Source organism: Azoarcus olearius, assembly GCF_001682385.1.
In the GTDB taxonomy this organism is placed as follows: domain Bacteria; phylum Pseudomonadota; class Gammaproteobacteria; order Burkholderiales; family Rhodocyclaceae; genus Azoarcus; species Azoarcus olearius.
On record NZ_CP016210.1, the window covers coordinates 299,240 to 324,438 of the forward strand.

Here is a 25,199-nt window from a genome sequence, read left to right on the forward strand (position 1 = left end):
GCGACGGCGCGATGACCGGCGGCGTCTTCAAGTGCTTGATCGACGGCGCTTCGCGCGCCTCAGCGGTGCAGGCGCGGCGCCAGCCACGTCAGGGCGTGGTCCCACAGTGCGGTCCAGGTCGGCCAGTCGTGCCCGCCGGGGTGCCGGCAGTGCGCGCCCGCCGGCAGCATCGCGCCCATCAGCGCGTGGCCGCGCGCAAAGCGGTCTTCGCTGCCGTACCCCAGCCATACCGGCGGCGCACCGGCGGCGGCGATGCGCTGCAGCGCGCGCCAGCCGCGGCGCTCGTCGTTGGGCGGGTAGTCGGCGGCCGGTGTCCACTGCGCGAGTCCGCCGGCGCCGGCGATCTCGCCGCTGATCGCGCGGTTGCCGGGGTAGGGCGCCAGCAGCACCAGGCTGGCCGCCTCGTCCGGGCAGGCGTCGGCGTGCATCAGCGCCGTCAGCGCGCCGATCGAGATGCCGCCGGTGTGGACGCGGGTGGCGCCGGCGGCGCGCGCGGGCGCGATCACCTCGTGCTGCAGGCGGTGCGCCAGGCTGCCGTCGCACACCGCGGCGAGATCGCTCTCGACCAGGACCAGATCGAGCGCAAGGCCGCGCGCGGCGCGCGCATCGGCAAAGCCGGCGGCGATGAAGTCGGCCGGGCCGTCGTAGGCGCCGGCCAGCAGCACCAAGACGTCCGCCGCAGGGTCGGCCCCGGCGCGCACGATGTGCTGGTCGAGGCGGGCGCGCGGTGGCGGCGGAGCAGGCGGCCGCGGCGTGCTCATCGTCCGCAGGCGGGTGCCGGCAGCACGGCGCGGGCGTCGCCCCGGCTGCCGAGCATGGCGGAGAACACCAGCGCGAGCACGGCGCCCGGCCCCACGGTGATGCCGATCGCCTGCAGCACCGGCACCTCGGAGAAGGCCAGCAGGCCGAATGCGCATACCGTGGTGCAGTTGGCGAAGAACAGCGAGGCCAGCGTGCGCGGCGCGGCCATGCGGCCGTCGGCGCGGTTGAAGAACAAGGTGTAGTTGGAGCCGACCGCAACGATCAGCAGCATGCCGACCAGGTGCAGCAGGATGAGCTGCTTGCCGGCCAGCGCCAGCCCGGCGGTGACCACCAGCACCGCGGCGGCGAGCGGGGTGACCACGCGCAGCACCTGTCGCGGGCTGCGCAGGAACACCAGCAGCAGCACGACGACGGCGGCGACGCCGCCGAGCGCGAGGCGGATCGCCTCGCGCAGGTAGTTGGCGTACAGCGCGTCGGACTCCTGCTTGAGGTCGAGGAACAGCGGCGCGCTGCCGTCGCCGGCACCGGCGAGCGCGGCGCGCACGCGGCCGGCGTCGATCAGGTCGGTGCCGTCTTCCGGCGCGCGCAGCGGCAGCAGCGCGCGCACGCCGCCTTCGGTGTGGATCAGCATCGCCTGCACCGGCAGCCCGAGCGAGCTGCCGGCCATGCTCTCCGGCGTCAGCGGCGGGCGCTGGCGGGCGGCGTCGATCTCGTCGAGGAAGGGCGTCAGGCGTTCGGCTCGCAGCGGCAGCTCGGCGGTGGCGGCGTGGAGCCGCGCGGCGAGCTCCTCACGCGCCGGCAGCGCGGCGCGGCGCGCCGCCTGGGTGGCGAGGCTGGGCAGGTAGCGCGTGGGCGCGTCCCAGCCGGCGATGACGCCGTCGGCCTGCAGCGCGTCCAGCCGCGGCGCGAGCGCCTCGACCGCACGCAGCGTGGTTTCGGTATCGGCCCCATCGACCACCACCAGATAGCGCACGTCGGGCGCGCCCATCTCGGTGCGCAGCCGCATGTCCAGTTCCTGCTGGCGCATCGGCACCGGGCTCAGCGCCAGCAGCTCGCTGTTCCACAGACCGTCGTGGCGCAGCGCGAGCACGGCCGCGGCACCGGCCGCGAGCGCCACCACCAGCCAGGGCAGACGGCCAGCGGCGTTGGCGAGCGCGGCCAGGCGCAGGCCGAGGGGGCGGACGTCGCGCAGGCGGAAGTCCGCCGGCAGCAGCGTGGGCAGCAGATAGCGGGTGACCAGCACCGCGGCGATCAGGCCGGCGATGGAATACAGCCCGAGCTGCGCAAGGCCGGGAAAGCCGGACGCGAACAGCGCGGCGAAGCCCGCGACCGAGGTCAGCAGGCCGAGCCGTATCGTCGCCCAGAAGCCGTCGCGGCCCTCATCCGGGTCGTCGTCCTCCGCGGCGGTGCCGGGTCCGCGCCCGGCGCGCACGAAGAGATAGATCGCGTAGTCCACCGCTTCGCCGATCAGCGTGGTGCCGAAGCCGAGCGTGAGCCCGTGCACCACGCCGAAGCCGAGGCTGACCGCGGCGACGCCGGCGAGCGTGCCGGTGACGACCGGCAGCATGCCGAGCAGCAGCACCGTCAGCGAGCGATACACCGCGAGCAGGAAGCCGACCGTCAGCACCGCGCCGAGCACGGCGATGCGCTCGACCTCGCGCTTGATGGTGGCGCGCGACTCGACCGCGAACACGCCGGGGCCGGTCATCTCCAGCCGCAGCGGCGTCGCCGCGGCGGCGCTGCCGCGCGCGGTCTCGAACTCGCGCTGCAGCGCGCCCATCGCCGCTTCCTGGGCGTCGATGTCGGAGCCGGCGGCGCGCGTCAGCGCCAGCATCAGCGCGGTCTCGCCGTCGCGGGTGATCCACACCCCGTGGGCGGGGTCGCGCGCCGGCTGGGTGCCGGGGTCGAGTCGTTGCAGCAGCTGCATCAGTTCGCCGGTGGGGTCGCGGGTGACCAAGGGCTTGACCAGCATGCCGGCCGGCGAGGCGAGCAGGTTGAGGGTGTCGGTGAGCGCGGCGCGCAGGCCGTCGGTGCTGAAGCGGGCGGGCGTCACCGCCGGGCTGAGCAGGTAGCGGTTGTCGAACAGCCAGCGCTGTTCTTCCTGCAGCGCGCCGCTTTCGCCGTTGTTGACCGAGACGAAGCGGGCGTCGCCGTGCAGCGCCGCGGCCATCGCCTGCGACACCCGCCCGCGGGTCTCGGCGTCGCCGCCGGAAATGCCGACCAGGATCAGCCGCGACACCATGCCGTCGCGCAGCTGGTCCACCAGCAGGCGCTGCTCCGGCGTGGGGTTGCGCGGCAGGAACACCGACATGTCGGCGGTGAACTGGCTGCGCGCGATGATCAGCGCAAGCACCGCCATCACCGCCAGCCAGATCGTCAGTGCCGCGAGGCGCGGGCGCCGGCTCATCGCGCGGGCGGCTCGATGCGCATCACCGAACGGTCGCCGTCGGCCTGCTGGATCTCCACGCCGCGTACCTCGCCGCGGCTGCCGCTGACGCGGATGCGCAGCACCACCTTGGTCACCGCCGGATCGGACGGCAGCAGGTCGAGCGCCCACTGCGCCGCGCTGCCCGACAGGCTGAGCGCGTAGGTGCGTTCCAGCGCCTTGCGGTCGCCGGCGAGGGTGGCACGGATGCTCTCGATCAGCGCCGCGGCTTCGGGGTAGTCGCGCAGCTTGAGGCTGTGGTTGCGGCCCTCGCGGGTGAGGCTGAGGGTGTCGCCGTCGAGCACCATGGTCTCGCGCACCGGGGTCTCGGTGTGGCGCTCCAGCCGCGCCGGCGGCACATAGACCAGCTCGCCGGTGGCCACCAGCGGCGCGTCCAGCATCGCCAGGTGGCGGGTTTCGGTGAAGCGCACGCGGCCGCCGCCATTGGCGGCGAGCAGCGTCATCAGCTGCGGCACGTCCCACGCCGCCGCGGCCACGGGCGGCGGGGTGAACGCGAAGGCGAGCGCCAGCAGCGCGGCGGACAGGAAGCGGCTCATCGGTCGGCGTCGCCCCAGAAGTCGAAGAAATTGAACCAGTTCGACGGCGCTTCGCGGCAACAGGTTTCGAGCGCGTCGGCGTAGCGCCGCATCGCGGCGGCGATCGCGGCCTCGCGCCCGTCGCGCGCCACCCCGGCAAAGTCGGCGATCGGCAGGAAGCGGATCGTGTAGCGGTTGCCGCCGTGGTAGAGCCCGGCCATGAACACCACCCGCGCTTCCAGCATCGCCGCCATGCGGAACGGCCCGGCCGGCAGCGCGGCGGGGCTGCCGAGCAGCGGCAGGCTGACGCGGTCCTCGCTTTCGAGGCTGCGGTCGGCGAGCACGCCGACCAGCGCGCCCTGGGCGAGCCGCGCGCGCACCTTGAGCATCGCGTCCAGCCGGCCGAGCGCGATCACCTCGGGGCGCGCCGCCGGATTGATCGCCGCCAGCAGGGTGTTGATGCGGCGCGCGTTGTCCTCGTACATCGCCAGCGCGATGCGCAGGTCGGGCTGGTGGCGGCCGACCGCGCGGATGACCTCGAAGCTGCCGAGGTGGGCGCCGAACAGCAGCGCGCCGCGGCCGGAGGCGACCACCTCCTCGATCAGCGCCTCGCCCTCGATGCGGATGTCGAACAGGTCGAAGCGGTCTTTCAGCAGATAGAGGCGGTCGTGGATGGTGGAGGCGAAGCAGTGCACATGGCGGTAGCCATCGGCGAGCCGCGCCGGGCGGCCGAGCGCGCGCCCGAGATAGGCGCGCGAGGCGCGCCGCGCGCTGGGCGTGAACAGCACGAAGTAGGTGGTGATGAGGTGCAGCACGAGGCGTCCGGCCGGGCGCCCGAGACGCAGCGAGATCCACGCCATCAAGCGCAGCAGCAGCATGTTGCTGCGCTCCGGCCGCTGCGCCCATTCGGTGCCGGTGCTGCCCTGCCCGGGGGTGGAATGGACGCTCATCGCGCGGCGTCCGGCGGCGCCAGCGTGCCGCTGGCCACGGCGCGCTCGCCGCAGGCGAGGCGGAAGGCGATCGCGCCGCTGGCGGCAGGGGCCTGCCAGCTCAGCGTCACCACGTCGCCGGGGCCGACCGGGCTGAGGAACTTGGCGCTGGCGAGCTTCCAGCAGGTGGGCGGCAGCGCGAATTCCGCTTCCAGCGCCTGCACCGCCTCGTCGAGCAGCACGACCCCGGGCACGATCGGACGCCCCGGGAAATGGCCGGCGAACGCGGGATGGTCGGCGGCGATCGCCAGGGTGCGGCTGCCGCTCATCGCGCGCGCCGCTCCGCGTGGGCGGCGAGCAGCGCGGCGCAGGTTTCGCGCGGCAGCTTGCCGGTGGCGTTGCGCGGCAGCGCATCCAGCCACACCACCGGGCGCGGCAGGAAGACCGCGTCGATGCGCTCGCGCAGTGCGGCCTGCAGGGTGGCGGCGTCGAGCGTGGGTGCCACCACGAACGCGGCCAGGCGCACGATGTGGGCGCCGCCGCTGTCGTCCGGCAGGTAGAAGGCGCCGTCGCGCACGCCCGGAATCGACAGCAGCTGCTGGTTGAGATAGCCGAGCGAGGTGCGCTTGCCGGCGATGTTCACCAGGTCGGCATTGCGGCCGCGGAGCAGGAAACGACGCGCGTCCACCTGTTCGATGACGTCGGACATCGGCACCGCGCGCTCGATGTGGCCGCCGCTGGCCCAGGTGTGGCCGTCGTCGCGCGGCGCGAGTTCGATGCCGGGGAACAGCGTCCACGCTTCGCCCTGCGCCGAGCGCCGGGTGGCGATCTGGCCGGTTTCGGTGCTGCCGTAGATTTCCAGCAGCGGCGCGCCGAACGCGGCTTCGGCCGCCACCGCCAGCTCGACCGGCAGCGGCGCGGTGGCCGAGACCACCAGCGCGGCGGGCGGCACGGGGATGCCTTCGTCGAGCAGCGTGCGCAGGTGGAACGGGGTCGTCACCAGCGCTGCGGGGGCCGGGGCGCGTTGCAGCGCGGCGACGATGTCCGCCGGATAGAACGGGCGCCCGGCGTCGAACGCCGCGCCGCTCTGCAGCGCGACCAGCACGGTCGATTCGAAACCGTACATGTGCTGCGGCGGCACCGTGCCGACCAGCGTCGCCGGGTGCGCGGGGTCGAGCCCGAGCGCGATGCCTTCGGCCTGCACGTTCACCACCAGCCGGCCCCAGGTCTTGGGATGCGGCACCGGGCTGCCGGTGGAGCCGGAGGTGAACACCCAGGCCACCAGCTGTTCGCTGGCGATGCAGGGGATGTCGCACGCACCGGCCGGCACCGCGGCGGCGTCGAGCAGGGCCGGGAAGGGCATCGCCGGCAGCGGCAGGTCGGCCACGTCTCCGTCGGTCAGCACCGTGGTGTCGGGCGCGAACGCGGCGAGGTGGCGCAGCGTGTCGGGCGTGTAGGTGGAGGGCAGCAGGCTGATCTTGCCCGCCACCATGCCCGCGGCGAAGCCCACCGCGAAGCGGTAGCGGTCGGTGCAGGCATTGAGCACGTGGCGGCCTGCCGGCAGCGCCGCGGCGACCTTGCGCACGTCGGCGAGAAAGTGGCGGACGGTGATCGCCTCGCCGTGGCGGCGCGCGACGACCGCGTCCGGGGAGGTATGCGTGACGAGGGGCAGCACGATGGGCAGTGGGTGTTCAGGCCGCGGGCGGGCTGGCGCGGCGGCCGGCGTGCATGCAGGCGCGCACGGACTCCACCAGGCCGGTGCGCAGGCCCGGCGGCAGCAGCAGGCGGCGCACCAGGAACTCGGCGGCGAACATCAGCGCCACCAGCAGCGGGGTGAGGATGTTGACCAGCAGCGACCACAGCGGCAGCGGGCCGCCGAAGAACAGCAGCAGCGAGGCGGTGGTCATCGCGGTGAAGAACAGCGCCCAGGCGGCGGTGGCGCCGCGGGTATAACGCACCAGCGGCGGTGCCAGTTCGGCGCCGTGCACCAGGCGGGCGAAGCGGGTGATCATCGGCTCGCCGCCGAGGCTGCGGCCGAAGCCGATCGCGAGCAGGCCGAAGGTGCCGACGTGCTGGATCAAATACACCCACTCGAAGCGGGCCTCGACCACCGGCCACTGGCGCCACAGCAGCGCGGCGCCCAGTGCCCACAGCGCGAGCGCGAAGCCGCGGTGGCGGGCGCGCGCCGCCATCGCCAGCGCGGCCGCCATGTAAGGCACGACCGCAAGCAGCGCGCCCAGCGTGGGGTGCTGGCCGGACGCGGTGGTGTGATGCGCGAGCAGCAGGTAGGCAGCGAACGCGACGGCGGCCAGGGCGGCGCGGCCGAAGCGCAGCGGCGTGGTCATCACTGCACCCGGTGGGTGGCGATGTAGTCGCCCAGGCTGCGCAGCGAGGCGAAGATCTTCAGGTTGTCCTCGTTGTCGGCGCGCAGCGAGAAGCCGTAGCGCTTGGACACCACCAGCGCCACCTCGAGGATGTCGATGGAGTCCAGTCCCAGGCCTTCGCCGTAGAGCGGCGCATCCGGTTCGATGTCCTCCGCGCGGACTTCGAGATTGAGCGCGGTGACGATCAGCGCGGCGACTTCGGCGAGCAGGGCGGCATCGGCGGATGCGGGGGCGGTGTGGGTCATGATCGGGGTGAAGCGCGGTACGTAGGCCGGAAACGTCCGTCCATGCTAACGCGGACCGACGACTGGAACCCGCAATGTTAACCGGGCGGGCGGCATTTTTGAACGCCTGCGGCAAAGTTTCCCTAGCGTGGGGAGGGACTTGCCGCGGCCAGCACCACCGTGGCGGCCAGTCCCACCCCGGCCGGCGCGCTGCGCGGCAGGCCGTCGCCGAGGCGGAATTCGCCGCCGTGCAGCTCGACGATGCGGCCGACGATGGACAGCCCGAGGCCGCAGCCTTCGCCGTCCGCCGCCACCCCGCGCGCAAAGCGCGCACGCAGGCTGTCGCGCGCACCGGGCTCCAGGCCGGGGCCGTCGTCGCTCACTTCCAGCACGCAGCGCATGCCTTCGCGCGCGGTGCGCACGCGGATGTGGCTGCCCGGCGGCGCGTAGCGCAGCGCGTTGTCGATGAGGTTGCGGGCGAGGATGTCGAGCCACACGGCGTTGCCGCTGACGGTGGCGGGGGCCAGCGCGCACTCCACCTGTTGCTTGCGCGCGGCGCTGCGCGGGGCGAGCGCTGCAACCGCGGCCTCCGCCACCGCCGCGAGGTCGACCGGGGCGAAGGCGGGCTGCGCGGCTGCGGGTTCGAGCCGGGCCAGCGTCAGCAGCTGGTCGACCAGATGGGTCATGCGGTCCACGCCGGCAATGACCTGGTCGAGCGCGCGCTCGCGCGCCGCACTGTCCTCGCCGGCACGGGCGGCCACCTGGGCCTGGATGCGCAGCGCGGCAAGCGGGGTGCGCAGCTCGTGGGCGGCGTCGGCGGTGAAGCGCTGCTCGCCGGCGAGCGCGGCCGCCATTCGCCCGATTAGCCGGTTGAGCGCCTGCAGCAGCGGGGCGATCTCCTGCGGCGGCGGATCGGCGAGGCCCACCGGGTTCAGCCCGTCGGGCTTCATCGCTTCCACTTCCGCCGCGAGCGCGGCGACCGGCTGCAGCGCGCGGCCCACGGTCAGCCAGATCGCCGCGGCGAGCAGCGGCAGCGCAAGGAGGAAGGGCAGCAGGATGCGCAGCGTGAGTTCGCGCGCGAGCGCATCGCGCCCGGCATGGTCCTGACCCGCGATGACCGCGAAGTCGCCGCGCCGCAGCAGGTAATGGCGCCAACGGCGGCCATCGCGCTCGCCGTCGCTGAGGCCTTCGTGCACCGTCATCGCCGTGGCGGGCGCGCTGGCGGAACGTAGCAGCAGGCTGACGCGGCCATCCTGGCGGCCCCAGACCTGGTAGGCCACCGGCAGGGTGTCGGGGTAGGCGTGCTCCGAGAGTTCGTGTTCGGCGTAATCCACCCCGGCGTCGGCGGCGATCGCCATGAGGGTTTCGGCCACGACCACCAGCTGCGCATCGAAGGCGTGCTCGGCCTCGGTGTGGGCCGCGCGGTAGGCGAGCACGATGGTCAGCGCCGACACGCCGCCGGCCACTAGCAGCAGCAGGCCGAGCAGCCGCCGCTTCAGCGACCAGCCGGGCAGCGGCAGCGCGTCCGCGCTCATGCCGGCACCGTGTAGCCCACGCCGCGCACGGTGTGGATGAGGTCGGCGCCGAGCTTGCGCCGCAGGTGGTGGATGTGGACCTCCAGGGTGTTGCTCTCGGCGCCTTCATCCCAGGCATACAGCTGCTCGTCCAGCATGCGCCGCGTCAGCACGGTGCCGGCGCGCGACAGCAGCACGTAGAGCAGGTCGAATTCGCGGCTGGTCAGCGCCACCTCCGCGCCCGCGCGGCGGACCCGGCGCGCCGCGGGGTCGAGTTCGACCTCGCCGTGGCGGATGACTCCGCTGGCGCGGCCTCCGGCGCGCCGCAGCGCCGCGCGCAGGCGGGCCGCGAGTTCGTCGAGATCGACCGGCTTCACCATGTAGTCGTCGGCGCCGAGGTCCAGCCCGCGCACCTTGTCGGCGACGGCGTCGCGCGCGGTCAGGATCAGCACCGGGATGTCGTCATGGCGCTGGCGCAGCGCCGCGAGCAGGCTGTTGCCGTCGCGCCCCGGCAGGCCGAGGTCGAGCACCACTGCCGAGAAATGCTCCAGCGCCAGCGCCGTCTCCGCGGCCTCCGCGCTGCGTACCCAGTCCGCATTGAAGCCGGCCAGCCGCAGGCCCGCCTGCAGGCCGTCGCCCAGCAGGGCATCGTCTTCCACCAGCAGTATCCGCATCTCCGTCCTCATGCCGCCCGCTTCAAGCGCCCGGCGGTCCGCGCCGGCGCTTACACATCGACACTTTGCCCCGCGCCGGCTTAAGCGGCCATTAATCAAGCGCTGCCGAGAATGGCCGCGCAACCGGCACATCGCCGCTTACGAGGAGATCATCATGAAGACCCGTTCCGCATTCGTCGTGCTCGCCGCCTGCACGCTGTCCACCGTGGCGCTCGCCGGGCCGCAGTGTACCGAGGCGCCGAAGAGCCAGTGGCTGCCCGAGGAGGCGATGAAGCAGAAGATCAGTGCCGCCGGCTACACGGTCGACAAGTTCAAGGTCACCAGCGGCAACTGCTACGAGATCTACGGCAAGGACAAGGACGGCAAGAAGGTCGAGATCTACTACAACCCGGTGGACGGCAGCGTCGCGCGCGAAAAGCGCGGCTGAGCGGGAGCGCGCCATGGGCATCGAGCGCGTGAAGGTGTGGGACCTGCCGGTGCGGCTGTTCCACTGGAGTCTGGTGGCGGCCTTCCTGACCGCGTGGCTCAGCGCCGACGACGCGGAAACGCTGCATCAGGGCGCCGGCTATTGCGCCCTCGGCCTGGTGGCTTTTCGCGTGCTGTGGGGCTTCGTCGGCTGCCGCCATGCGCGCTTCGTCGACTTCGTTCCCAGCCCGCAGGGTCTGTTCGGCTACCTGCGCGCGGCGCTGCGGGGGCAGGAGCCGCGCTACCGCGGCCACAATCCGGCCGCGGCGGTGATGATCCTGTTCCTGCTGGCGATGGTCGGGGTGATCGGCGCCACCGGCTGGGCGATGACGACCGACTGGGGATGGGGCGCGGACTGGCTGGAGGAGATTCATGAAGCCGCCGCCCACCTCACCCTTGCCGCGGTGGCGGTGCATGTGGCCGCGGCGATCTACGAGAGCTGGCGTCACCGCGAGAACCTGGTGCGCGCGATGGTGGATGGCTACAAGCGCTTGTAGGCCGCGCCGGTTAAGCGACGCTTAAGGATGGGCCGCCAGCATGGCGGCTTCATCGTTTACGCCCTCCAATCATGCCGATCCAACTGCCGTGGCGCCGGCTGGTCCCCGCGCTGCTGATGTCCTTCTCCGTTGCGGCGCCCGCCGCGGCCGCCGAGGCGGTGGTGCTGGATGCCGCGCGCCTGACCGCCGCCGGCATCGAACTGGCGCCGGTGCAGGCGGCCGGCGCCGCCAGCCTGGCGCACCTGCCGGCGCGCGTGGTCGTGCCCAGCGCACAGCAACGCTTCGTTGCCGCGCCGGTCGCCGGACTGGTGGCGGCGGTGCTGGTGGGCAGCGGCGAGACGGTCCGTGCCGGCCAGCCGCTGGCGCGCATCGCCAGCCCCGAGCTGCTCGCGCTGCGCCGCGACCTGACCCAGGCCGGCGCCGAACAGGAACGCGCCCGCCTTGCCTTGCAGCGCGACCAGCAACTCCACGCCGAAGGCCTGATTCCTGCCGCGCGCCTGGAGGCCACGCGCGCGGCGGCGGCCCAGGCAGGCGCCGCACTGGCCGAGCGCCGCGCGCTGCTCGGGTTGAGCGGTGGCGCCAGCGAGGGCGGCGGCCAACTCACGATCGTGGCGCCGATCGCCGGCGTGGTGCTGGCGCAGCCGGCCCAGCCGGGGATGCGGGTGGAGGCTGCGGCGCCGCTGTTCCATATCGCCCGCCTCGATCCGCTCGCGCTCGAGGTCGATCTGCCGCCGGCGCTGGCCGCGCAACTGAAACCCGGGCTGCGGGTGCGGGTGCCGGCGGGCGGCGCCGAGGGCCGGGTGGTGGCGGTGGGCCGCGCGGTGAGTGGCGCCCAGACCGTGACCGTGCGCGCGCTGCTCGATCGCGGCCTGGGCGCGCTCGGCCCGGGGCAGAACGTGGAGGTGGAGATCGAGCGCGGCGGCGACGCGGCGGCCGGCGCGGCGCCGGTGTGGGCGGTGCCCGCCAGCGCGCTGGTGCCGCTGGGCGAGGACGGCGGCGGCAGCGCGGTGTTCGTGCGTCGGGGCGACGCCTTCGTGCCGGTGCCGGTGAGCGTGCTCGGCGAGCAGGGCGGCAACGCGGTGCTGCGCGGCGAGCTGCACGCCGACGAGCGGGTCGCGGTGCGCGGCGCCAGCCTGCTGAAGGCGGCGGCGATGGGCATCGGCAAGGGGGAATGAGCGTGCTCGCCCGACTGGTCGAATTCTCGCTGACCCAGCGCCTGCTGGTGCTGGTGCTGACCGCGCTGCTGGTGGGCGCCGGCGCGATGGCGTTGCGCAGCCTGCCGATCGACGCCTTTCCCGACGTGTCCACCACCCAGGTCAAGATCATCGTGAAGGCGCCCGGCATGACGCCGGAAGAGGTGGAGGCGCGCATCACGGTGCCGATCGAGCAGGAACTGCTTGGCATTCCCGCCCAGCGCATGCTGCGCGCGGTGTCCAAGTACGGCATCACCGACATCACGGTGGATTTCGACGACGGCACCGACATCTACTGGGCGCGCCAGCAGGTGAGCGAACGCCTGGACGCGGCGATGAGCGGGCTGCCGGCGCAGGCCAGCGGCGGACTCGCGCCGATCACCACGCCGCTGGGCGAGATGTTCATGTTCACGATCGAGGGGCCGCTGTCGCTGGAGGAAAAGCGCACGCTGCTCGACCGCGTGATCCGCCCGCAGCTGCGCACCATCCGCGGCGTGGCCGATGTGAACAGCCTGGGCGGGCATGTGCGCAGCTACGAGGTGGTGCCCAACCCGCAACTGCTGGCGGCGCGCGGCCTCGGCCTCAACCTGCTGCGCGAGGCGATCGAGCGCAACAACCGCAACGACGGCGCCGGCCGCCTCGGCGACGGCGAGGAAACGCTGATCGTGCGCGCCGAGGGCGCGGTGAACGAGCCTGCCGATCTCGCCGCGGTGGTGGTGGCCACCCGCGACGGCGTGCCAGTACGGCTGGGCGACGTCGCCGAGGTGCGCATCGGGAGCCTCACCCGCTACGGCGCGGTAACGCGCGACGGTGCCGGCGAAACCGTGCAGGGTCTGGTGCTCGGCCTGCGCGGCGCCAACGCGCAGGCGGTGATCGCCGGGGTGAAGGCGCGGCTGGCGGAACTCGCCCCCTCGCTGCCGCCCGGCGTCAGCATCGTGCCTTTCTACGACCGCTCGGCGCTGGTCGATCGCGCGGTCGGCACGGTGTCGAAAGCCCTGTTCGAGGCGATCGCGCTGGTCGTCGTGCTGCTGCTCGCCTTCCTCGGCAACCTGCGCGCGGCGCTGGTGGTGGCGCTGACGCTGCCGCTGGCTGCGCTCGGCACCTTCATCCTGATGCGTTACACCGGCGTGTCCGCCAACCTGATGAGCCTGGGCGGGCTCGCGATCGCGATCGGCATGCTGGTGGACGCCGCCGTGGTGGTGGTGGAGAACGTGGAAACCCAGCTTGCCGCCGACGGCGTGCAGGCGCGCCTGCCGCTGCTGCACGTGGTGTACCGCGCGGTGCGCGAGGTTGCGCTGCCGGTGGCTTCGGGCATCGCGATCATCATCATCGTGTTCGTGCCGCTGCTGACCCTGCAGGGGCTGGAAGGCAAGCTCTTCGTGCCGGTGGCGCTGTCCATCGTGTATGCGCTGGCGTCGTCGCTGGTGCTGGCGCTGACGGTGATCCCGGTGCTGGCCTCGCTGCTGCTCAAGCGCGGCGAAGCGCACACGCCCTGGCTGGTGCGCCGGCTCGATGCGGCCTACGCGCCGGCGCTGGACTGGGCGCTGGCCAACGCCCGCACGGTGATCGCCGTGGCGCTGCTGTCACTGGCGCTGGCAGCGGCGGGCTACGCCTTCGTCGGCAAGACCTTCATGCCGACCATGGATGAAGGCGACCTGATCATGCAGCTGGAGAAACTGCCCTCTATCGGGCTGGAGCAGACGATCGCGGTGGATTCGCGCGTGCAGCGCACAATCCTGGAACAGGTGCCCGAGGTGAAGAGCGTGGTGGCGCGCTCCGGCTCCGACGAGCTGGGCCTGGACCCGATGGGGCTCAACCAGACCGACAGCTTCCTGGTGCTCAAACCGGTGGCCGAATGGCGCCAGCCCGACAAGGCCTGGCTGACCGACGAGCTGCGCCGCGTGGTGGCGGAATTCCCCGGCATCGACGTCACCTTCACCCAGCCGATCGACATGCGCGTGTCGGAGATGCTGACCGGCGTGCGCGGCGACATCGCGATCAAGGTCTTCGGCACAGACCTCGCCGCGCTCGGCCGCGCGGCCGGCGCGATCGAGGCGCTGCTGGCGGCGATGGACGGGGCCGAGGACGTGTTCACCGCCAAGAACGAGGGCGTGCAATACCTGCGCGTCGAGATCGACCACCTCGCGGCGGGCCGGCTCGGGCTCTCGGTGGACGACGTGCAGTCGGCGCTGCGCAGCCTGGTCGAGGGCGAGCAGGCGGGCGCGGTGATCGAGGCCGGGCGCCGCGTGCCGATCCTGATCCGCGCCGACGAAGGGGTGCGCGCCAGCGCCAGCCGCTTTGCCGACCTGCGCCTCGCGCTGCCGGGCGGCGGCGCGGTGCCGCTGTCGGCGGTGGCCCGGCTGGAGCGCGTCGCCGGGCCGGTCAAGGTGGACCGCGAGAACGGCAGCCGCTACGTCACCGTCCAGTCCAATGTGCGCGGGCGCGACCTGGTCGGCTTCGTCGAGGAGGCGCAGGCCAGGGTGGCCGCCACCGTCAAGCTGCCGGCCGGCTACCGGCTGGAATGGAGCGGCCAGTTCGAGAACCAGCAGCGCGCCGCGGCGCGGCTGGCGGTGGTGGTGCCGGTGGCGCTGCTGCTGATCTTCCTGCTGCTGTTCTCCACCTTCGGCTCGGTGCGCCAGGCCGCGCTGGTGCTGGCCAACGTGCCGTTCGCACTGGTCGGCGGCGTGTTCGCGCTGTTGCTGGCGGGGGAATACCTGTCGGTGCCGGCTTCGGTCGGCTTCATCGCGCTGCTCGGCATCGCGGTGCTCAACGGCGTGGTCATGGTCACCTACTTCAACCAGCTCATCGAGCAGGGCATGCCGCTCGCCCGGGTGGTGGTCGAAGGCGCCCGCCGCCGTCTGCGCCCGGTGCTGATGACCGCCTCGATCGCCGCCTTCGGCCTGGTGCCGCTGCTGTTTGCCACCGGACCCGGCTCGGAGATCCAGCGCCCGCTCGCCATCGTCGTGATCGGCGGCCTGATCAGCTCCACGCTGCTCACGCTGCTGCTGTTGCCCATCCTGTTCCGCCGTTTCGGCATGGACCGCGCGCCCGCGCTGTCCGCGCCGGAGGCCCTGCTGCCATGACCGCCACCCCCGACACCCTGCTGACCCTGGTTGCCCCTGCCGCGCTCGAAGACAAGCTGGTGGATCTGCTGCTTGCGCTCCCCGGCATGGCGAGCGGCTTCACCACCCATCCGGCGTCCGGGCACGGGCGCGAGATCGCGCTGGTCGGCGCCAACGAGAACGTGCGCGGCCGCGGCGCGCGCGTCTGCGTGCGGCTCGCGCTGCAGTCGGCGGCGCTGCAGCCGCTGCTGGGCGAGGTGCGCGCCGCCTTGCCCGACGCCAACATCTTCTACTGGGTGACGCCCTTGCTCGACTGCGGGAGGGTGTCGTGATGGCCGCCTTCCTGTCCCGCCGTGGCGCGGTGCTCGCGCCGCTCGCCGCGCTGGTGCTCGCGCTGCCCGCCCGCGCCGCCGACTATCCGGCGGAGCTGCCGCCGCTGCCGATGCTGCAGGCGGCGATCGAGGCCGCGCCCGAGGTGCGCGCGGCCGAGGCCCTGCGCGAAGGCGGCGAGGCCGAGCGGCGACAGCTGGCCGCCGGCCCCTACGAGTGGACCCTCAACGCCGACTACGGCCGCCGCCGCACGCGTGAGGCGGGTGTCACCGCGCGCACCGGCGAATGGGAGGTGGCGCTCGAGCGGCCGCTGCGCCTGCCGGGCAAGGCCGGCCTCGACGAGCGGCTGGGCGACCTGAAGGTGAAAGCCGCCGAACTCGGCCTTGCCGACGCCCGCCATGAGACCGCGCGCGCGCTGCTGGCGGCGTGGTACGACTGGCTGCGCGAGCAGGCCGGCGCGGGCGTGCTGCGTGCGCAGGCCGAGGCCGCCGCGCGCGAGGCTGCCGCGGTAACGCGCCGCGCCGAGCTGGGCGATGCCTCGCGGCTGGACGCGATGCAGGCCGAAGCCGCCGCGGCCCAGGCCGCGGCCGCCGCCCGCCTGGGCGAAGGCCGCGCCGCAGCGGCGGCCGCCGCCCTGCGCCAGCGCTATCCGCAGCTCGCCCTGCCCGCGCGGCCGCCGTTGCCCGACCCCGCGCCGCCGGGGGCCGACATGCAGGAACTGGTGGAGCTTGCCCTGGAACACGACCACGGCCTGCTGCTCGCGCGCAGCGCCGCCGCCCGTGCCGAGGCCGAAAGCCAGCGCGCCGCCGCCCAGCGCCGGCCGGACCCCACCTTCGGCGTGCGCTACGGCCGCGAACGCGACAGCGCCGAGCACATGGTGGGCGCCTATGTGGCGATTCCGCTGGGCGGCAGCTACCGCAACGCCACCGCGGACATGGCCCGTGCCAGCGCTGCGGCGGCGGCGGAACAGGCCAACGCCGCCGAGCGGCGGCTGGCGGGGGAACTACGCGCGCGTCACGAGATGGTCATCGCCACCCACGACCACTGGCGCCTCGCCGAAGACAGCGCCGCCCGGCTGGCGGCCGCGGCGGAAAGGCTGGCGCTGGCGCAGCGCCTGGGGGAAGCGCCGCTGGCCGAGGTGCTGCTGGCCCGCCGCCAGGCGCTGGAGGCCGCCTTGCAGGCGAGCGGCGCGCGTGTCGATGCGCTGGCGGAGCAGGCCAGTCTGCGCCTGGCCGCGCATCGGCTGTGGGCGGACGGGGAAGACCACGGCGAGTGAGCGGAGCGTGGGTGCGGTGGCTCCCTCCCCTTCAAGGGGAGGGCTGGGGTGGGGATGGGGTTGGGCGCAGCGCTCACTTGAACCCCATCCCCCTCCCAGCCTCCCCCTTGAAGGGGGAGGAGTAGCCCGCGGACTCACTCCGCACTCAGGCCGCCTGGATGCGCGGCGCGGCGATCGCGGTGGCGTCTTCCACCTTGGGCTTGGGTTTGCGCGAGATCTTCACTGGCGACATCGCCGCCAGCGCGTCGGCCTGCAGTTCCGGGCTGAGGAAGGGTTGCAGGCCGCGCGGCTGGCGCGGATGGGGGGCGAAGTCGCGCGCCGCGGCTTCGATCTGGGCCTTGTTGGCGCTGAAGTAGCGCGCGGCCTGGATCACGCGCGGGGCGTTCTTCAGCAGATGCCACAGGCTCCAGCGGTGCTGCCAGATGCGCTTGGAAAAGCGGCGGCGGTAGGCCTTGCTGTCGTAGTAGCGGCGCACGTGCCAGTTGTAGAGCGCGTCCATCTGCTCGCGCGATTCGAAGCCGTTGGGCTTGAAGACGAAGTTGAGGCAGTTCATCAGGCGCCAGTCTTCGTTGAAGTCGCCTTCCTTGCCGGAGACGCATTCGTCCCAGATCGGCGCGCCGTACATCGGGCTGAACTTGGTCATGTTCATCTCGTCGAGGTCCAGCTCGAGGATGAAGTCGCTGGTCTTCTTCAGCGTTTCCGGCGTTTCGCCGGGCAGGCCGAAGATGAACAGGCCCTTGGCGCGCAGGCCGGCGGCGTGGATCTGCTCCACCGTCTTCTTCACCGCCTCCAGCGTCACGCCGGTCTTGTGGCGTTCCATCATGCCGGGGTCGGCCGATTCGATGCCCATCGACACCATCAGCGCGCCGGCGCGCTTGAGCAGGGCCAGCATTTCGTCCGAGGTGTGGCCGGTGCGGATCGCGCAGTTGAAATCCACCCCCAGCGGCTTGGCGATCAGCAGTTCGCACAGCTCGTGGATGCGCTTCTTGTGCGCGGTGAAGAGGTCGTCGTAGATGTTGATGTGATGCACGCCGAAGGTATCGCGCAGGTGGCGGATGTGGTCGTGCACGTATTGCGCCGAGTTGTACTTGTAGAGCCGCTCGTACACCGTGCGGTCGCAGAACGAGCAGGTGTAGGGACAGCCGCGCGAGGTGATCATGGTCGCGCCCCAGCGCTTCTCGTAGGAGAACAGCGGCAGGTGGTAGCCGTGCGGAAAGCCGGCCAGCTTTTCGTAGGCGGGGAAGGGCAGCTCGTCGAGATCGAGGATGCGGGTGCGGCGCTCGTTGATGACGGCGCGCCCGGCATCGTCGCGGTAGATGATGTTGGCGATGTCCTTCGGCGCCATGCCGTTGGCGACATCGAGGATGGCGCCTTCGCCCTCGCCGATGCAGAGGTAGTCGATCTCGGGGAAATGCTCCAGCAGCGGCGCGCCGATCGAGGAGGTATGCACGTTGCCGAAGAAGGTCTTCACGTGCGGCAGCTTCTGCTTGATCTGTTCGGCCATGTCCACCGCGTCCATGAAGCCCGAGGTGGTGGCGGAGAAGCCGACCAGTTCCGGCTTGGTGGCGATGATCTGGGCCACGTTGGCTTCCAGCGAGGCGGGGGCGTAGGGGCCCATGCAGTCGTGCAGCTGGGTGGGGTGGCCGTGCTTTTCCAGCCAGGACGCCAGCTGCAGGATGCCGATCGGCGCCATGCGGTTGGCCAGCAGCGTGAAGTCGGGCTGGCCGGGCACGAAATTGAACCCGGCTGGATGGACGAGGGTTACGCGCATGGTCGGGGTTCTCTCAAGTTGGGCTTGATGGGGCGTGTTGTGGATGGATCTGTTTTGCCCCGATTGTGCGGTATTTCGAAGCCGCCGATAAGCGTATTTCCATGCGGGGTGCGAAAAAAATCGCTGCGAATTCATCAGGATGACAACGCAGCGCCGGTGCTCCTCACAGCAGCAGCATGGTCGCGGTGGACAGCGTGTCGAGCTCGGCCAGCTCCTGGATTTCCTGCCAGGCCAGGTATTCATTGACGCCGAAGGCGCATACCGCGACCACCGCCATCGCGGCCAGTCCGGTGCGCCATAGTGGTTGCCACCAGGCGGCGGGGTGCGGCAGGCGGGCGTCGGCGTCGGCCAGCAGGCGGGCGCGCAGCGAGGTGCCGGCCGCCGGCGGCGGCAGCGCGCGCAGCCTTTTGCGCAGGGGATCAGCGGGGCTGGGGGTATTCATGGCCGATATCCTTCACGGCGGAAACGGGATGGGTAGATGCTGCGCGAATGGCCTCGACGGCCTGGCGCAGCGAACGGCGGGCGCGGAACAGCAGCTGGTGCGCGGCATTCGGGGCGATGTCCAGCGCGTCGGCGATCTGCCCCACATCATGGTCCTGCCACGCCCACAGCATCAGCGCATGGCGCTGGCGCGGCGGCAGGCGTTCGAGCGCGGCGTGCAGTTCGCCGGCAGCGGCGGTGAGCAGCAGCCTGTCTTCCGGCGTGGGGCCGTCGTCCACCAGCGTGTCGCGGGTTTCGTCGTCGAGCGGGTCGTCGCGACGGCGCAGCCGGTCGAAGCAGAGGTTGCGCACCACGGTGAGGAACCACGTCGAGATCTGTGCGCGGGCTTCCAGCCGGCCACCGTCGCGCCACAGCCGCAGGAAGGCTTCCTGCACCGCGTCCTCGGCTTCGGCGCGCGAGCCGGTCAGTCGCCACGCCAGCGCATGGCCCTGCGGCGCCAGCCGGTCCACCAGCGCCGCCACCGCGCGGCGGTCGCCATCGAGGGCGGCGGCGAGCAGGGTCGCGTCCGCGCGCCAGCTGGCCGGCAGTAGTGCGGCCAGGCTCACCGTTCCAGCCCCTGCTGCCAGCGCTGGCGCTCTTCGGGGCTCAGGCGCTGCAGCATCGCGCGGCGGTCTTCCAGCAGCTGGCGGCGTTCTTCGCGGCTGAGCGAACGCAGGTAGGCGCGGCGTTCGGCGCGCATGGCATCGCGTTCCTGCGGGCTGAGTTCGCGCCATTCCTGCTGCAGCTGGTCGGCGACGCTGCGGCGGCGCTCCGGCGGCAGCGCGGCCAGGCGTTCGCGCAGCGCCGCGCGGAAGGCCTGGCGCTCGGCCGGGCTGGCGTCGGCGAGCTGTTCGCGGATCTGGTGGGCGCGCTCGCGGCGCACCGCCGGTTCCAGCGTGAACCATTGGCCGAGTTCGGGCACCGCGGGGGCGGCGGCATGGGCGGCCGGCCAGGCGGCGAGCAGGCATGCGGCGAACAGCAGGCGGTGCAAGGGCGAAGTCATCGAAGGCTTCCGGGCGGATGAACGTTGTCCTGGGGTAAACGCCGCCCGGCGCGCGGTCTTACGCGGCGCCGTGCTTGCAAGCGTTTGTAAGTTCGGCATAAGAAAACCGGCGCCGGGCAGTTGAAGCGGCATGGCGCCGGCATCCGGCCGGCTCCGCTACCGAGGATATCGACATGTACGCCTTCCGTTCCAGCCTGTTCGCCCTGCTCGCCGCCCTTGTCGTGGCGCCGTCGCTGGTCCACGCCGAGACGCCCGCCGAGCGCATGGCGCAACGCATCGACAATCGCCAGGCGCGCCAGGAGCAGCGCATCGACAAGGGCGTGGCCAGCGGCGCGCTGACCGCGCGCGAAGCGGCTCGTATGGAGCGCCAGCAGGGCCATGTGGACCGGGTCGAGGACCGAGCGCTGGCCGACGGCACGCTCAGCCGCCGGGAAGCCGTGCACATGGAACGCCTGCAGGATCGCACCAGCCGGCACATCGCGGTGCAGAAGCACGACCGCCAGGTCAGCCGCTAACAGGATGTCGCGGGGCCGCGGCCGCCGCCCCGCGAGCCCGGCAGCGTCGGGACAGGCGCTTTCGATTGCCGATATGCATACGATGAATTAGTGTCCGCTACTTCCCGTATCCGCGAGGCATCGTCATGGCCAGCGTCCCGCCCGGATTCAAGCCCGGCATCGCCAACCTCGAAAAGGCCTGGGGTTCGTCTCCCGAACTGGTCGGCCATGCGCAGTGGTCCGGCATGGATGCCATCGATCTCGAGACGCTGCAGGAATTCTGCCGCGCCGAGCGCAAGCTGCTGATCTTCCGCGCCCCCGGCGGGCTCGGCCGCCAGGTGCGCGGCCTGGGCGTGGAGATCCTCCCCAAGCCGGCGGCGATGAAGCAGAAGACGCACGGCCGCTGGATCGTGCAGGACGGCCGCCTCTACACCAGCGACTGGGACCTGCTGTCGGCCTGGCAGCGCACGGGCAACGGCTACAGCCGCTTCGAGCTGGGCGCCGACAGCCGCCAGACCGCCGAATTCCTCAAGCGCATCAACCGCCAGCTGCTGTTTCCGCTGCAGCACGGCGCCAACGACGACTACCTCGACGAAGCCGGCAACGCCCGCAACAGGGCGATCGGCGAGCGCTTCATCGCGATCGATGAAACCGGGGGCATCGACCGCTGCGAGACTCAGGCGCTGATGAAGGCGTACTACGCGACGCGGGGGCTGGCGCCGTGGCTGTACGGCTAGCCGGAGGAGCCGGATTTCCTGCGGGCGCCGCACCTGCGTGCCGGGCGAAGCCCTGATCCCATGAACCGAACCAAGGGGAGTGAGCAATGAAAGCTGCGCAATTGCAGGTGTCGTACGACCTGATCGGGCCGGCCAACTGGAAGGGCAAATACACCTCGAACAACGAGTACAACTCCCCCAACTGGACCTGGTACAAGGACGGCAACAACCGCCTGACCAACTATCCGCACATCACGCTCGCATTCAACGAAGTCTGGGAAGTGGCCAAGAACGGCGAATGGGTGGGCTTCCACGTCAGCTACCCCTTGTCCAGATCGGGCAAGAACGCGCGCTTCAACTACACGATCAGGAACGGCGTGGTGACGTTCAACAACATGACGCGCAAGGGCTTCACCGACATGGCGCTGGCCGAGGCCGAGGAAATCTCGCGCGACAACTGGCAGGACATCGACGCCTTCGCCGAAGCCTTCTACCGCGCTGCGACCAACACCTGAGGTCGGCGCCGCGCCGCGGGCAGCGCGAGCGCCGCGGCCAGCAGCAGGGCCAGGGTTCCGGGCGCCGGCACCGCCAGCGCGACAAAGTCGAACGCGGTGACGAGGCCGCTGCTGTCGGCAATGCCGCGCGCGGCGTCGAGGTCGCCGATCACCCGCGAGATCGCGTCGCCGGCGAGGTTGTGGGCGTCGTAGGACACAACCGGGCTGCCGCCGGCGCTGAAGATGTCGAGCAGCAGGTTGCCGCGCGCGGGGTCGTAGCGGAACGGGGTGGTGAACCGGATCACGATGTCGAACAGCCGGGTGCCACCCGGTCCCGGCAGGTCGGCGGTCGATAGCGACAGCGCACCGCGCAGCACCTCGGTGTCGTCGCTGCCGACGTTGTCGGCGAAGGTGGTCGACAGCCGGTCCGGCCCCGCGCTCGTGGTCGACAGATGGATGCGCACGTCCGGCACCACCCAGGCCTGCGGCGCGCCATCCACCGCGTCCGGACGGAAGGCGAGGCCGGTCAGCAGCAGCGGTCCGCCCACCCCGGCGAATGCGCTCGCGTCATACACCTGCTGCGCGCGCAGCGGGTCGGGGATGAACGGAAAGGCGTTGTTGATGTTGCCTTCGACGGCCTCGAGCGCACCCGGCACCACCAGCGCGTGCGCGGGCAAGGCGGTGCAGGTGAGCGCGGCGGCCACCAGGGCCGGGCGAAGGCAGCGGGCAGACGTCAGGACCGGAAGCGACATGGGGGATTCCTCGCGCAAGGGTGGCGCGGGGCCGTAGCAATCCGCGTTCCTCCAGCAGTGGCGCGGGCATGGCCGCGCTCCACGGAACGACTGTCAAGCCGGCCGACAGCGGCGCGCCGGCGCCGTTACCTTTTTCGCACTCACCCGCTCGCCGCCTTGTAGTAGCCTTGCCGCTTTTTCGCCGGGCAGGCGTCGGTTCCGGGTATGGCGCAAGGACTGCCGCGTACGCGTTTCAACACTTCCGCGCTGCAGCGGGCACTGGCCGGGCTGGTGGTCGAAGAGCCGGGCGAATCCCGCCAGCCCTTTGCCGAGCGGCTGGGGCAGTGGCTCGACTTCAAGGATGCGCTGGCGCTGTTCTCGGTGCTCGACGCGCGCCCGGGCGAGGCGGCCACCGCTGCGGCTGCCGCATCCCCGCTGGGGGCGGAGCTGGCGCGCGTGCGCAGCACGCTGGTGCAGGCGATCGGCGCCGACGGCGCCTCCGCGCCGGGCGTGGGGCGCATCGCGGCGCCGCTGCCGCCGCTGGACGGCGGTCCCGAGGCGCTGGCTGATTTCGCGCCCTACCAGCGCTACTGTCTCGCCCGCCAGCGCGACATGCAGGCGACGATCGCGACACTGCGGGGCGATGCCCGCGCCGCCCTCGCCCGCCATTCCGCGGCGCTGGCGCGGCTGGCGGCGCTCGATGCGGTGCTGGAGCAGGGGCTGGCCGTGCGCGAACGCGCCTTGCTCGCCACCATCCCCGCCCTGCTGGCGCAGCGTTTCGAGCAGTTGCTGGCCGCACATCGCGCGGCACAACCCGCCGGCACGGCGGACGACCCGGCGGGCTGGAGCCGGCCGGGCGGCTGGCTGGCGACGTTCCGGGCCGATCTGCGCACCGTGCTGCTCGCCGAGCTGGCGCTGCGTCTGCAGCCGGTCAGCGGCCTGGTGGAAGCGCTGGAGGGCGCGCCGGCGGTCGGTGCGTGAAGCCCCCACGTCCGCCCGCGCTCGATATTTGTAGATGAGGTAATCGTGGCAATGAACAGAACCGCCTGCGCGGCGGCCTTTGTCGTGGGTCTGGTGGTCGTCGGCTGGGTCGGATACGGCTACCTCGGCGGCAGTCCGCTGGCGCTGACGATGACCGCGCTGATCGCCGCCGTATACGTGGCGGGCGCGACGGAGATGCTGCGCTTCCAGCGCGCCACCGCGGCGCTGCAGCGGGCCCTGGCCGACATCCCGCCGCAAGTCGCCGACCCCGCGGCGTGGATCGCCACGCTGCCGCCCAGGTTGCACAACGCGGTGCGGCTGCGGCTGGAGGGTGAGCGCGTCGCGCTGCCCGGCCCCACCGTCACGCCCTACCTGATCGGCCTGCTGGTGCTGCTCGGCATGCTCGGCACCTTCCTCGGCATGGTGGTCACGCTCAACGGCGCGGTCGTCGCGCTCGAGAGCACCACCGACCTGCAGACCATCCGTGCCGCGCTGGCCGCGCCGGTGAAGGGGCTGGGCGTGGCCTTCGGCACCTCGGTGGCCGGGGTCGCGGCGTCCGCGATGCTGGGGCTGATCACCACGCTGTGCCGGCGCGCGCGCCAGCAGGCCGCGCATCTGCTCGATGCGCGCATCGCCACCGCGCTGCGGCCGTTCTCGCGCGCCCATCAGCGCGACGAGGGCTTCAAGGCGATGCAGCAGCAGGCTCGCCTGCTGCCCGAACTGGTCGACGCGCTCGGCACGCTGATGGCACAGCTGGAGCGCCGCAGCGGCGAAGCGGAGCAGCGCCTGGCGGCCGAGCAGGCGCGCTTTCACCGCGAGGCGCGCGAGGCCTACACCGAGCTGGCGGCCGCGGTCGGCCGCAGCCTGCAGGCCAGCCTGAGCGAGAGCGCGCGGCTGGCGGGCGAGACGATCAAGCCGGTGGTCGACACCACGATGGCCGGCATCGCGCGCGAAACCGCCGCGCTGCAGGCACGCGTGGCCGATGCCGTCCAGGCCCAGCTCGACGGCGCGGGCGCCCGCTTCGACAGTGCGGTGACCCGCGTGACCGCCAGCTGGACCGCCGCGCTGGAGCAGCACCAGCGCGCCAATGCCGCGGTCGGCACGCAGATCGAGGCCGCGCTCGGCGCCCATGCCGAGCGCGTCGACCAGCACAGCGCCGCGCTGCTGGCCTCGGTGGCGCAGGCCCACGACGCGCTGCGCGGCGAACTCGCCACCACCGCGGCGCGCCTCACCGACGATACCGCCGCGCTGCACGCGCGGCTCGCGGCGGGCACCGAGCGACATCTCGATGCTCTCGCCACCCGCTTCGACGCGGCGGTGAGCGCGGTCAGCGAAACCTGGACACGCGCGCTGGCGGACCACGAGCGCAGCGGCAGTGCGCTGATCGAGCGGCTGGACGGCGCCCTGGGCGCCTTCGCCGGCCGCTTCGATGACCGCGCCGGCGCGCTGCTGGCGGAGGTGGCCGAACGCAGCGCCAGCCTGCAGGCCGCGCTCGCCAGCCAGGAGGAAGCCCGCCTGGCGGCGCAACGCGCGGCGCTTGCGGAGCTGGCCGGATCCCTGCAGCAGCGTTGGGCCGAGGCCGGCGCCGACAGCGAAGCACGCCAGCAGCGGATCTGCCAGACGCTCGACGACACCGCGCGCGCGCTGGTGGCGGAGACCAAGGCGCAGGCGAGCGGCACCCTCGCCGAAGTGGGGGCGCTGATGGAACGGGCCGCGGAGGCGCCGCGTGCCGCCGCCGAGGTGATCGGCGAACTGCGCAAGGAGCTGTCCGCCAGCGTCGCGCGCGACAACGAACTGCTTGCCGAGCGCAGCCGCATCATGGAAACCCTGCGCGCGCTGCTCGACGCGATCAACCACGCTTCCACCGAACAGCGCAGCGCGATCGACGCGCTGGTGGCGTCCTCCGCCGCGGCGCTGGAACAGGCGGGCACCCGCTTCGGCGACACCGTGGCCACCGAATCCAGCCGCATGGCGGACGCGGCCGGGCTGCTCGCGGGCGGCGCGGCCGAGGTTGCCAGCCTTGGCGAGGCCTTCCAGCTCGCGCTGCGGCTGTTCGGCGAATCCAGCACGCAACTGATGGAAAGCCTGCAGCGCATCGAGGGCGCGCTCGACAAGTCGATGGCGCGCAGCGACGAGCAGCTGGCCTACTACGTCGCCCAGGCGCGCGAGATCATCGACCTGTCGATCGGCTCGCAGCAGCAGATCGTCGATGACCTGCGCCGCCTGTCGGCGCCCGCGCTGGCCGGCGGGGTGTGAGC

The 25,199-nt window shown here is 72.4% G+C and carries 26 protein-coding genes; 11 read left to right on the forward strand and 15 right to left on the reverse strand.

The window, feature by feature from the left end; translation table 11 throughout:
- Nucleotides 1-59 precede the first annotated feature (59 nt).
- The 10 genes from dqs_RS01345 to dqs_RS01390 form a co-directional block, all read right to left on the reverse strand.
- Complete coding sequence (locus tag dqs_RS01345; RefSeq protein ID WP_084018143.1) at nucleotides 60-761, reverse strand: alpha/beta hydrolase; 702 nt, start codon at nucleotides 759-761, stop codon at nucleotides 60-62.
- Nucleotides 758-3,169, reverse strand: coding sequence for an MMPL family transporter (locus tag dqs_RS01350; RefSeq protein WP_065339444.1), 2,412 nt, complete (start codon nucleotides 3,167-3,169; stop codon nucleotides 758-760). Before dqs_RS01350 ends, dqs_RS01345 begins: the two co-directional genes overlap by 4 nt.
- Entirely contained in the window at nucleotides 3,166-3,744 is a 579-nt protein-coding gene (locus dqs_RS01355) for a LolA-related protein (RefSeq protein ID WP_065339445.1), read from the reverse strand. The genes dqs_RS01350 and dqs_RS01355 overlap by 4 nt, the downstream gene beginning before the upstream one ends.
- Nucleotides 3,741-4,673: an LpxL/LpxP family acyltransferase gene (locus dqs_RS01360; protein ID WP_065339446.1), complete on the reverse strand. Its 933-nt coding sequence runs from the start codon at nucleotides 4,671-4,673 to the stop codon at nucleotides 3,741-3,743. Before dqs_RS01360 ends, dqs_RS01355 begins: the two co-directional genes overlap by 4 nt.
- Complete coding sequence (locus dqs_RS20995; protein WP_011763994.1) at nucleotides 4,670-4,981, reverse strand: ApeI family dehydratase; 312 nt, start codon at nucleotides 4,979-4,981, stop codon at nucleotides 4,670-4,672. The genes dqs_RS01360 and dqs_RS20995 overlap by 4 nt, the downstream gene beginning before the upstream one ends.
- Nucleotides 4,978-6,327 (reverse strand): AMP-binding protein, encoded by a 1,350-nt coding sequence (locus dqs_RS01370; protein WP_065339447.1) that lies wholly within the window; start codon nucleotides 6,325-6,327, stop codon nucleotides 4,978-4,980. Before dqs_RS01370 ends, dqs_RS20995 begins: the two co-directional genes overlap by 4 nt.
- A 16-nt stretch (nucleotides 6,328-6,343) precedes the next feature.
- Nucleotides 6,344-6,997, reverse strand: coding sequence for a COG4648 family protein (locus dqs_RS01375; protein WP_065339448.1), 654 nt, complete (start codon nucleotides 6,995-6,997; stop codon nucleotides 6,344-6,346).
- On the reverse strand, nucleotides 6,997-7,281 hold the full coding sequence (locus dqs_RS01380) for a phosphopantetheine-binding protein (protein ID WP_011763997.1): 285 nt from the start codon (nucleotides 7,279-7,281) through the stop codon (nucleotides 6,997-6,999). Before dqs_RS01380 ends, dqs_RS01375 begins: the two co-directional genes overlap by 1 nt.
- Nucleotides 7,282-7,403: 122 nt before the next feature.
- Entirely contained in the window at nucleotides 7,404-8,795 is a 1,392-nt protein-coding gene (locus dqs_RS01385; protein ID WP_065339449.1) for an ATP-binding protein, read from the reverse strand.
- Entirely contained in the window at nucleotides 8,792-9,448 is a 657-nt protein-coding gene (locus dqs_RS01390; protein WP_011763999.1) for a response regulator, read from the reverse strand. Before dqs_RS01390 ends, dqs_RS01385 begins: the two co-directional genes overlap by 4 nt.
- 154 nt (nucleotides 9,449-9,602) lie before the next feature.
- Between dqs_RS01390 and dqs_RS01395 the strand changes: the two genes are divergently transcribed.
- The 6 genes from dqs_RS01395 (at nucleotide 9,603) to dqs_RS01420 (ending at nucleotide 16,271) form a co-directional block, all read left to right on the forward strand.
- Nucleotides 9,603-9,875 carry a PepSY domain-containing protein gene (locus dqs_RS01395; RefSeq protein WP_011764000.1) on the forward strand — a complete coding sequence of 91 codons (273 nt, stop codon included), beginning with the start codon at nucleotides 9,603-9,605 and terminating at the stop codon, nucleotides 9,873-9,875.
- A gap of 13 nt (nucleotides 9,876-9,888) precedes the next feature.
- A complete protein-coding gene (locus dqs_RS01400) occupies nucleotides 9,889-10,410 on the forward strand; it encodes a cytochrome b/b6 domain-containing protein (protein WP_084018145.1) in 522 nt (173 codons plus the stop codon).
- A 71-nt stretch (nucleotides 10,411-10,481) separates the two neighbouring features.
- Nucleotides 10,482-11,585 carry an efflux RND transporter periplasmic adaptor subunit gene (locus dqs_RS01405; RefSeq protein WP_084018147.1) on the forward strand — a complete coding sequence of 368 codons (1,104 nt, stop codon included), beginning with the start codon at nucleotides 10,482-10,484 and terminating at the stop codon, nucleotides 11,583-11,585.
- On the forward strand, nucleotides 11,582-14,686 hold the full coding sequence (locus tag dqs_RS01410; RefSeq protein WP_236778720.1) for an efflux RND transporter permease subunit: 3,105 nt from the start codon (nucleotides 11,582-11,584) through the stop codon (nucleotides 14,684-14,686). The genes dqs_RS01405 and dqs_RS01410 overlap by 4 nt, the downstream gene beginning before the upstream one ends.
- Complete coding sequence (locus tag dqs_RS01415; RefSeq protein ID WP_011764004.1) at nucleotides 14,683-14,997, forward strand: DUF3240 family protein; 315 nt, start codon at nucleotides 14,683-14,685, stop codon at nucleotides 14,995-14,997. Before dqs_RS01410 ends, dqs_RS01415 begins: the two co-directional genes overlap by 4 nt.
- A complete protein-coding gene (locus dqs_RS01420) occupies nucleotides 14,994-16,271 on the forward strand; it encodes a TolC family protein (protein ID WP_157108123.1) in 1,278 nt (425 codons plus the stop codon). The genes dqs_RS01415 and dqs_RS01420 overlap by 4 nt, the downstream gene beginning before the upstream one ends.
- A gap of 145 nt (nucleotides 16,272-16,416) precedes the next feature.
- On the opposite strand, the gene dqs_RS01425 is transcribed toward dqs_RS01420, so the two are convergent.
- The 4 genes from dqs_RS01425 to dqs_RS01440 form a co-directional block, all read right to left on the reverse strand.
- Nucleotides 16,417-18,042, reverse strand: a complete 1,626-nt coding sequence (locus dqs_RS01425; protein WP_065339451.1) for a B12-binding domain-containing radical SAM protein — start codon at nucleotides 18,040-18,042, stop codon at nucleotides 16,417-16,419.
- Nucleotides 18,043-18,205: 163 nt separating this feature from the next.
- On the reverse strand, nucleotides 18,206-18,484 hold the full coding sequence (locus dqs_RS01430; protein ID WP_065339452.1) for a hypothetical protein: 279 nt from the start codon (nucleotides 18,482-18,484) through the stop codon (nucleotides 18,206-18,208).
- Nucleotides 18,462-19,088, reverse strand: coding sequence for an RNA polymerase sigma factor (locus tag dqs_RS01435; RefSeq protein ID WP_065339453.1), 627 nt, complete (start codon nucleotides 19,086-19,088; stop codon nucleotides 18,462-18,464). The genes dqs_RS01430 and dqs_RS01435 overlap by 23 nt, the downstream gene beginning before the upstream one ends.
- Complete coding sequence (locus dqs_RS01440) at nucleotides 19,085-19,525, reverse strand: DUF3106 domain-containing protein (protein WP_065339454.1); 441 nt, start codon at nucleotides 19,523-19,525, stop codon at nucleotides 19,085-19,087. Before dqs_RS01440 ends, dqs_RS01435 begins: the two co-directional genes overlap by 4 nt.
- Nucleotides 19,526-19,698: 173 nt before the next feature.
- On the opposite strand from dqs_RS01440, the gene dqs_RS01445 reads away from it, so the two are divergent.
- The 3 genes from dqs_RS01445 (at nucleotide 19,699) to dqs_RS01455 (ending at nucleotide 21,250) form a co-directional block, all read left to right on the forward strand.
- Nucleotides 19,699-20,040, forward strand: coding sequence for a hypothetical protein (locus dqs_RS01445; protein WP_065339455.1), 342 nt, complete (start codon nucleotides 19,699-19,701; stop codon nucleotides 20,038-20,040).
- Between the two features lie 125 nt (nucleotides 20,041-20,165).
- Nucleotides 20,166-20,756, forward strand: coding sequence for a hypothetical protein (locus dqs_RS01450; RefSeq protein WP_065339456.1), 591 nt, complete (start codon nucleotides 20,166-20,168; stop codon nucleotides 20,754-20,756).
- A gap of 86 nt (nucleotides 20,757-20,842) precedes the next feature.
- On the forward strand, nucleotides 20,843-21,250 hold the full coding sequence (locus dqs_RS01455) for a hypothetical protein (protein WP_065339457.1): 408 nt from the start codon (nucleotides 20,843-20,845) through the stop codon (nucleotides 21,248-21,250).
- Here dqs_RS01455 and dqs_RS01460 read toward each other — a convergent pair.
- Nucleotides 21,226-21,981, reverse strand: a complete 756-nt coding sequence (locus tag dqs_RS01460) for a hypothetical protein (RefSeq protein ID WP_065339458.1) — start codon at nucleotides 21,979-21,981, stop codon at nucleotides 21,226-21,228. The two genes, dqs_RS01455 and dqs_RS01460, sit on opposite strands and share 25 nt — an antisense overlap.
- A 204-nt stretch (nucleotides 21,982-22,185) precedes the next feature.
- Between dqs_RS01460 and dqs_RS01465 the strand changes: the two genes are divergently transcribed.
- Nucleotides 22,186-22,941 carry a DUF3348 domain-containing protein gene (locus dqs_RS01465; RefSeq protein WP_065339459.1) on the forward strand — a complete coding sequence of 252 codons (756 nt, stop codon included), beginning with the start codon at nucleotides 22,186-22,188 and terminating at the stop codon, nucleotides 22,939-22,941.
- Nucleotides 22,942-22,992: 51 nt separating this feature from the next.
- The gene (locus dqs_RS01470; protein ID WP_065339460.1) at nucleotides 22,993-25,197 is read left to right on the forward strand and encodes a DUF802 domain-containing protein; all 2,205 of its coding nucleotides are present in this window, start codon (nucleotides 22,993-22,995) and stop codon (nucleotides 25,195-25,197) included.
- Nucleotides 25,198-25,199 lie beyond the last annotated feature (2 nt).

What these genes read in the sequence shown, in the direction of transcription:
- dqs_RS01345 (WP_084018143.1), bottom strand. Translation starts at nt 761, where the DNA reads ATGAGCACGCCGCGGCCGCCTGCTCCGCCGCCACCGCGCGCCCGCCTC.
- dqs_RS01350 (WP_065339444.1), bottom strand. Translation starts at nt 3,169, where the DNA reads ATGAGCCGGCGCCCGCGCCTCGCGGCACTGACGATCTGGCTGGCGGTG.
- dqs_RS01355 (WP_065339445.1), bottom strand. Translation starts at nt 3,744, where the DNA reads ATGAGCCGCTTCCTGTCCGCCGCGCTGCTGGCGCTCGCCTTCGCGTTC.
- dqs_RS01360 (WP_065339446.1), bottom strand. Translation starts at nt 4,673, where the DNA reads ATGAGCGTCCATTCCACCCCCGGGCAGGGCAGCACCGGCACCGAATGG.
- dqs_RS20995 (WP_011763994.1), bottom strand. Translation starts at nt 4,981, where the DNA reads ATGAGCGGCAGCCGCACCCTGGCGATCGCCGCCGACCATCCCGCGTTC.
- dqs_RS01375 (WP_065339448.1), bottom strand. Translation starts at nt 6,997, where the DNA reads ATGACCACGCCGCTGCGCTTCGGCCGCGCCGCCCTGGCCGCCGTCGCG.
- dqs_RS01380 (WP_011763997.1), bottom strand. Translation starts at nt 7,281, where the DNA reads ATGACCCACACCGCCCCCGCATCCGCCGATGCCGCCCTGCTCGCCGAA.
- dqs_RS01385 (WP_065339449.1), bottom strand. Translation starts at nt 8,795, where the DNA reads ATGAGCGCGGACGCGCTGCCGCTGCCCGGCTGGTCGCTGAAGCGGCGG.
- dqs_RS01390 (WP_011763999.1), bottom strand. Translation starts at nt 9,448, where the DNA reads ATGCGGATACTGCTGGTGGAAGACGATGCCCTGCTGGGCGACGGCCTG.
- dqs_RS01395 (WP_011764000.1), top strand. Translation starts at nt 9,603, where the DNA reads ATGAAGACCCGTTCCGCATTCGTCGTGCTCGCCGCCTGCACGCTGTCC.
- dqs_RS01400 (WP_084018145.1), top strand. Translation starts at nt 9,889, where the DNA reads ATGGGCATCGAGCGCGTGAAGGTGTGGGACCTGCCGGTGCGGCTGTTC.
- dqs_RS01405 (WP_084018147.1), top strand. Translation starts at nt 10,482, where the DNA reads ATGCCGATCCAACTGCCGTGGCGCCGGCTGGTCCCCGCGCTGCTGATG.
- dqs_RS01410 (WP_236778720.1), top strand. Translation starts at nt 11,582, where the DNA reads ATGAGCGTGCTCGCCCGACTGGTCGAATTCTCGCTGACCCAGCGCCTG.
- dqs_RS01415 (WP_011764004.1), top strand. Translation starts at nt 14,683, where the DNA reads ATGACCGCCACCCCCGACACCCTGCTGACCCTGGTTGCCCCTGCCGCG.
- dqs_RS01425 (WP_065339451.1), bottom strand. Translation starts at nt 18,042, where the DNA reads ATGCGCGTAACCCTCGTCCATCCAGCCGGGTTCAATTTCGTGCCCGGC.
- dqs_RS01430 (WP_065339452.1), bottom strand. Translation starts at nt 18,484, where the DNA reads ATGAATACCCCCAGCCCCGCTGATCCCCTGCGCAAAAGGCTGCGCGCG.
- dqs_RS01440 (WP_065339454.1), bottom strand. Translation starts at nt 19,525, where the DNA reads ATGACTTCGCCCTTGCACCGCCTGCTGTTCGCCGCATGCCTGCTCGCC.
- dqs_RS01445 (WP_065339455.1), top strand. Translation starts at nt 19,699, where the DNA reads ATGTACGCCTTCCGTTCCAGCCTGTTCGCCCTGCTCGCCGCCCTTGTC.
- dqs_RS01450 (WP_065339456.1), top strand. Translation starts at nt 20,166, where the DNA reads ATGGCCAGCGTCCCGCCCGGATTCAAGCCCGGCATCGCCAACCTCGAA.
- dqs_RS01455 (WP_065339457.1), top strand. Translation starts at nt 20,843, where the DNA reads ATGAAAGCTGCGCAATTGCAGGTGTCGTACGACCTGATCGGGCCGGCC.
- dqs_RS01460 (WP_065339458.1), bottom strand. Translation starts at nt 21,981, where the DNA reads ATGTCGCTTCCGGTCCTGACGTCTGCCCGCTGCCTTCGCCCGGCCCTG.
- dqs_RS01465 (WP_065339459.1), top strand. Translation starts at nt 22,186, where the DNA reads ATGGCGCAAGGACTGCCGCGTACGCGTTTCAACACTTCCGCGCTGCAG.
- dqs_RS01470 (WP_065339460.1), top strand. Translation starts at nt 22,993, where the DNA reads ATGAACAGAACCGCCTGCGCGGCGGCCTTTGTCGTGGGTCTGGTGGTC.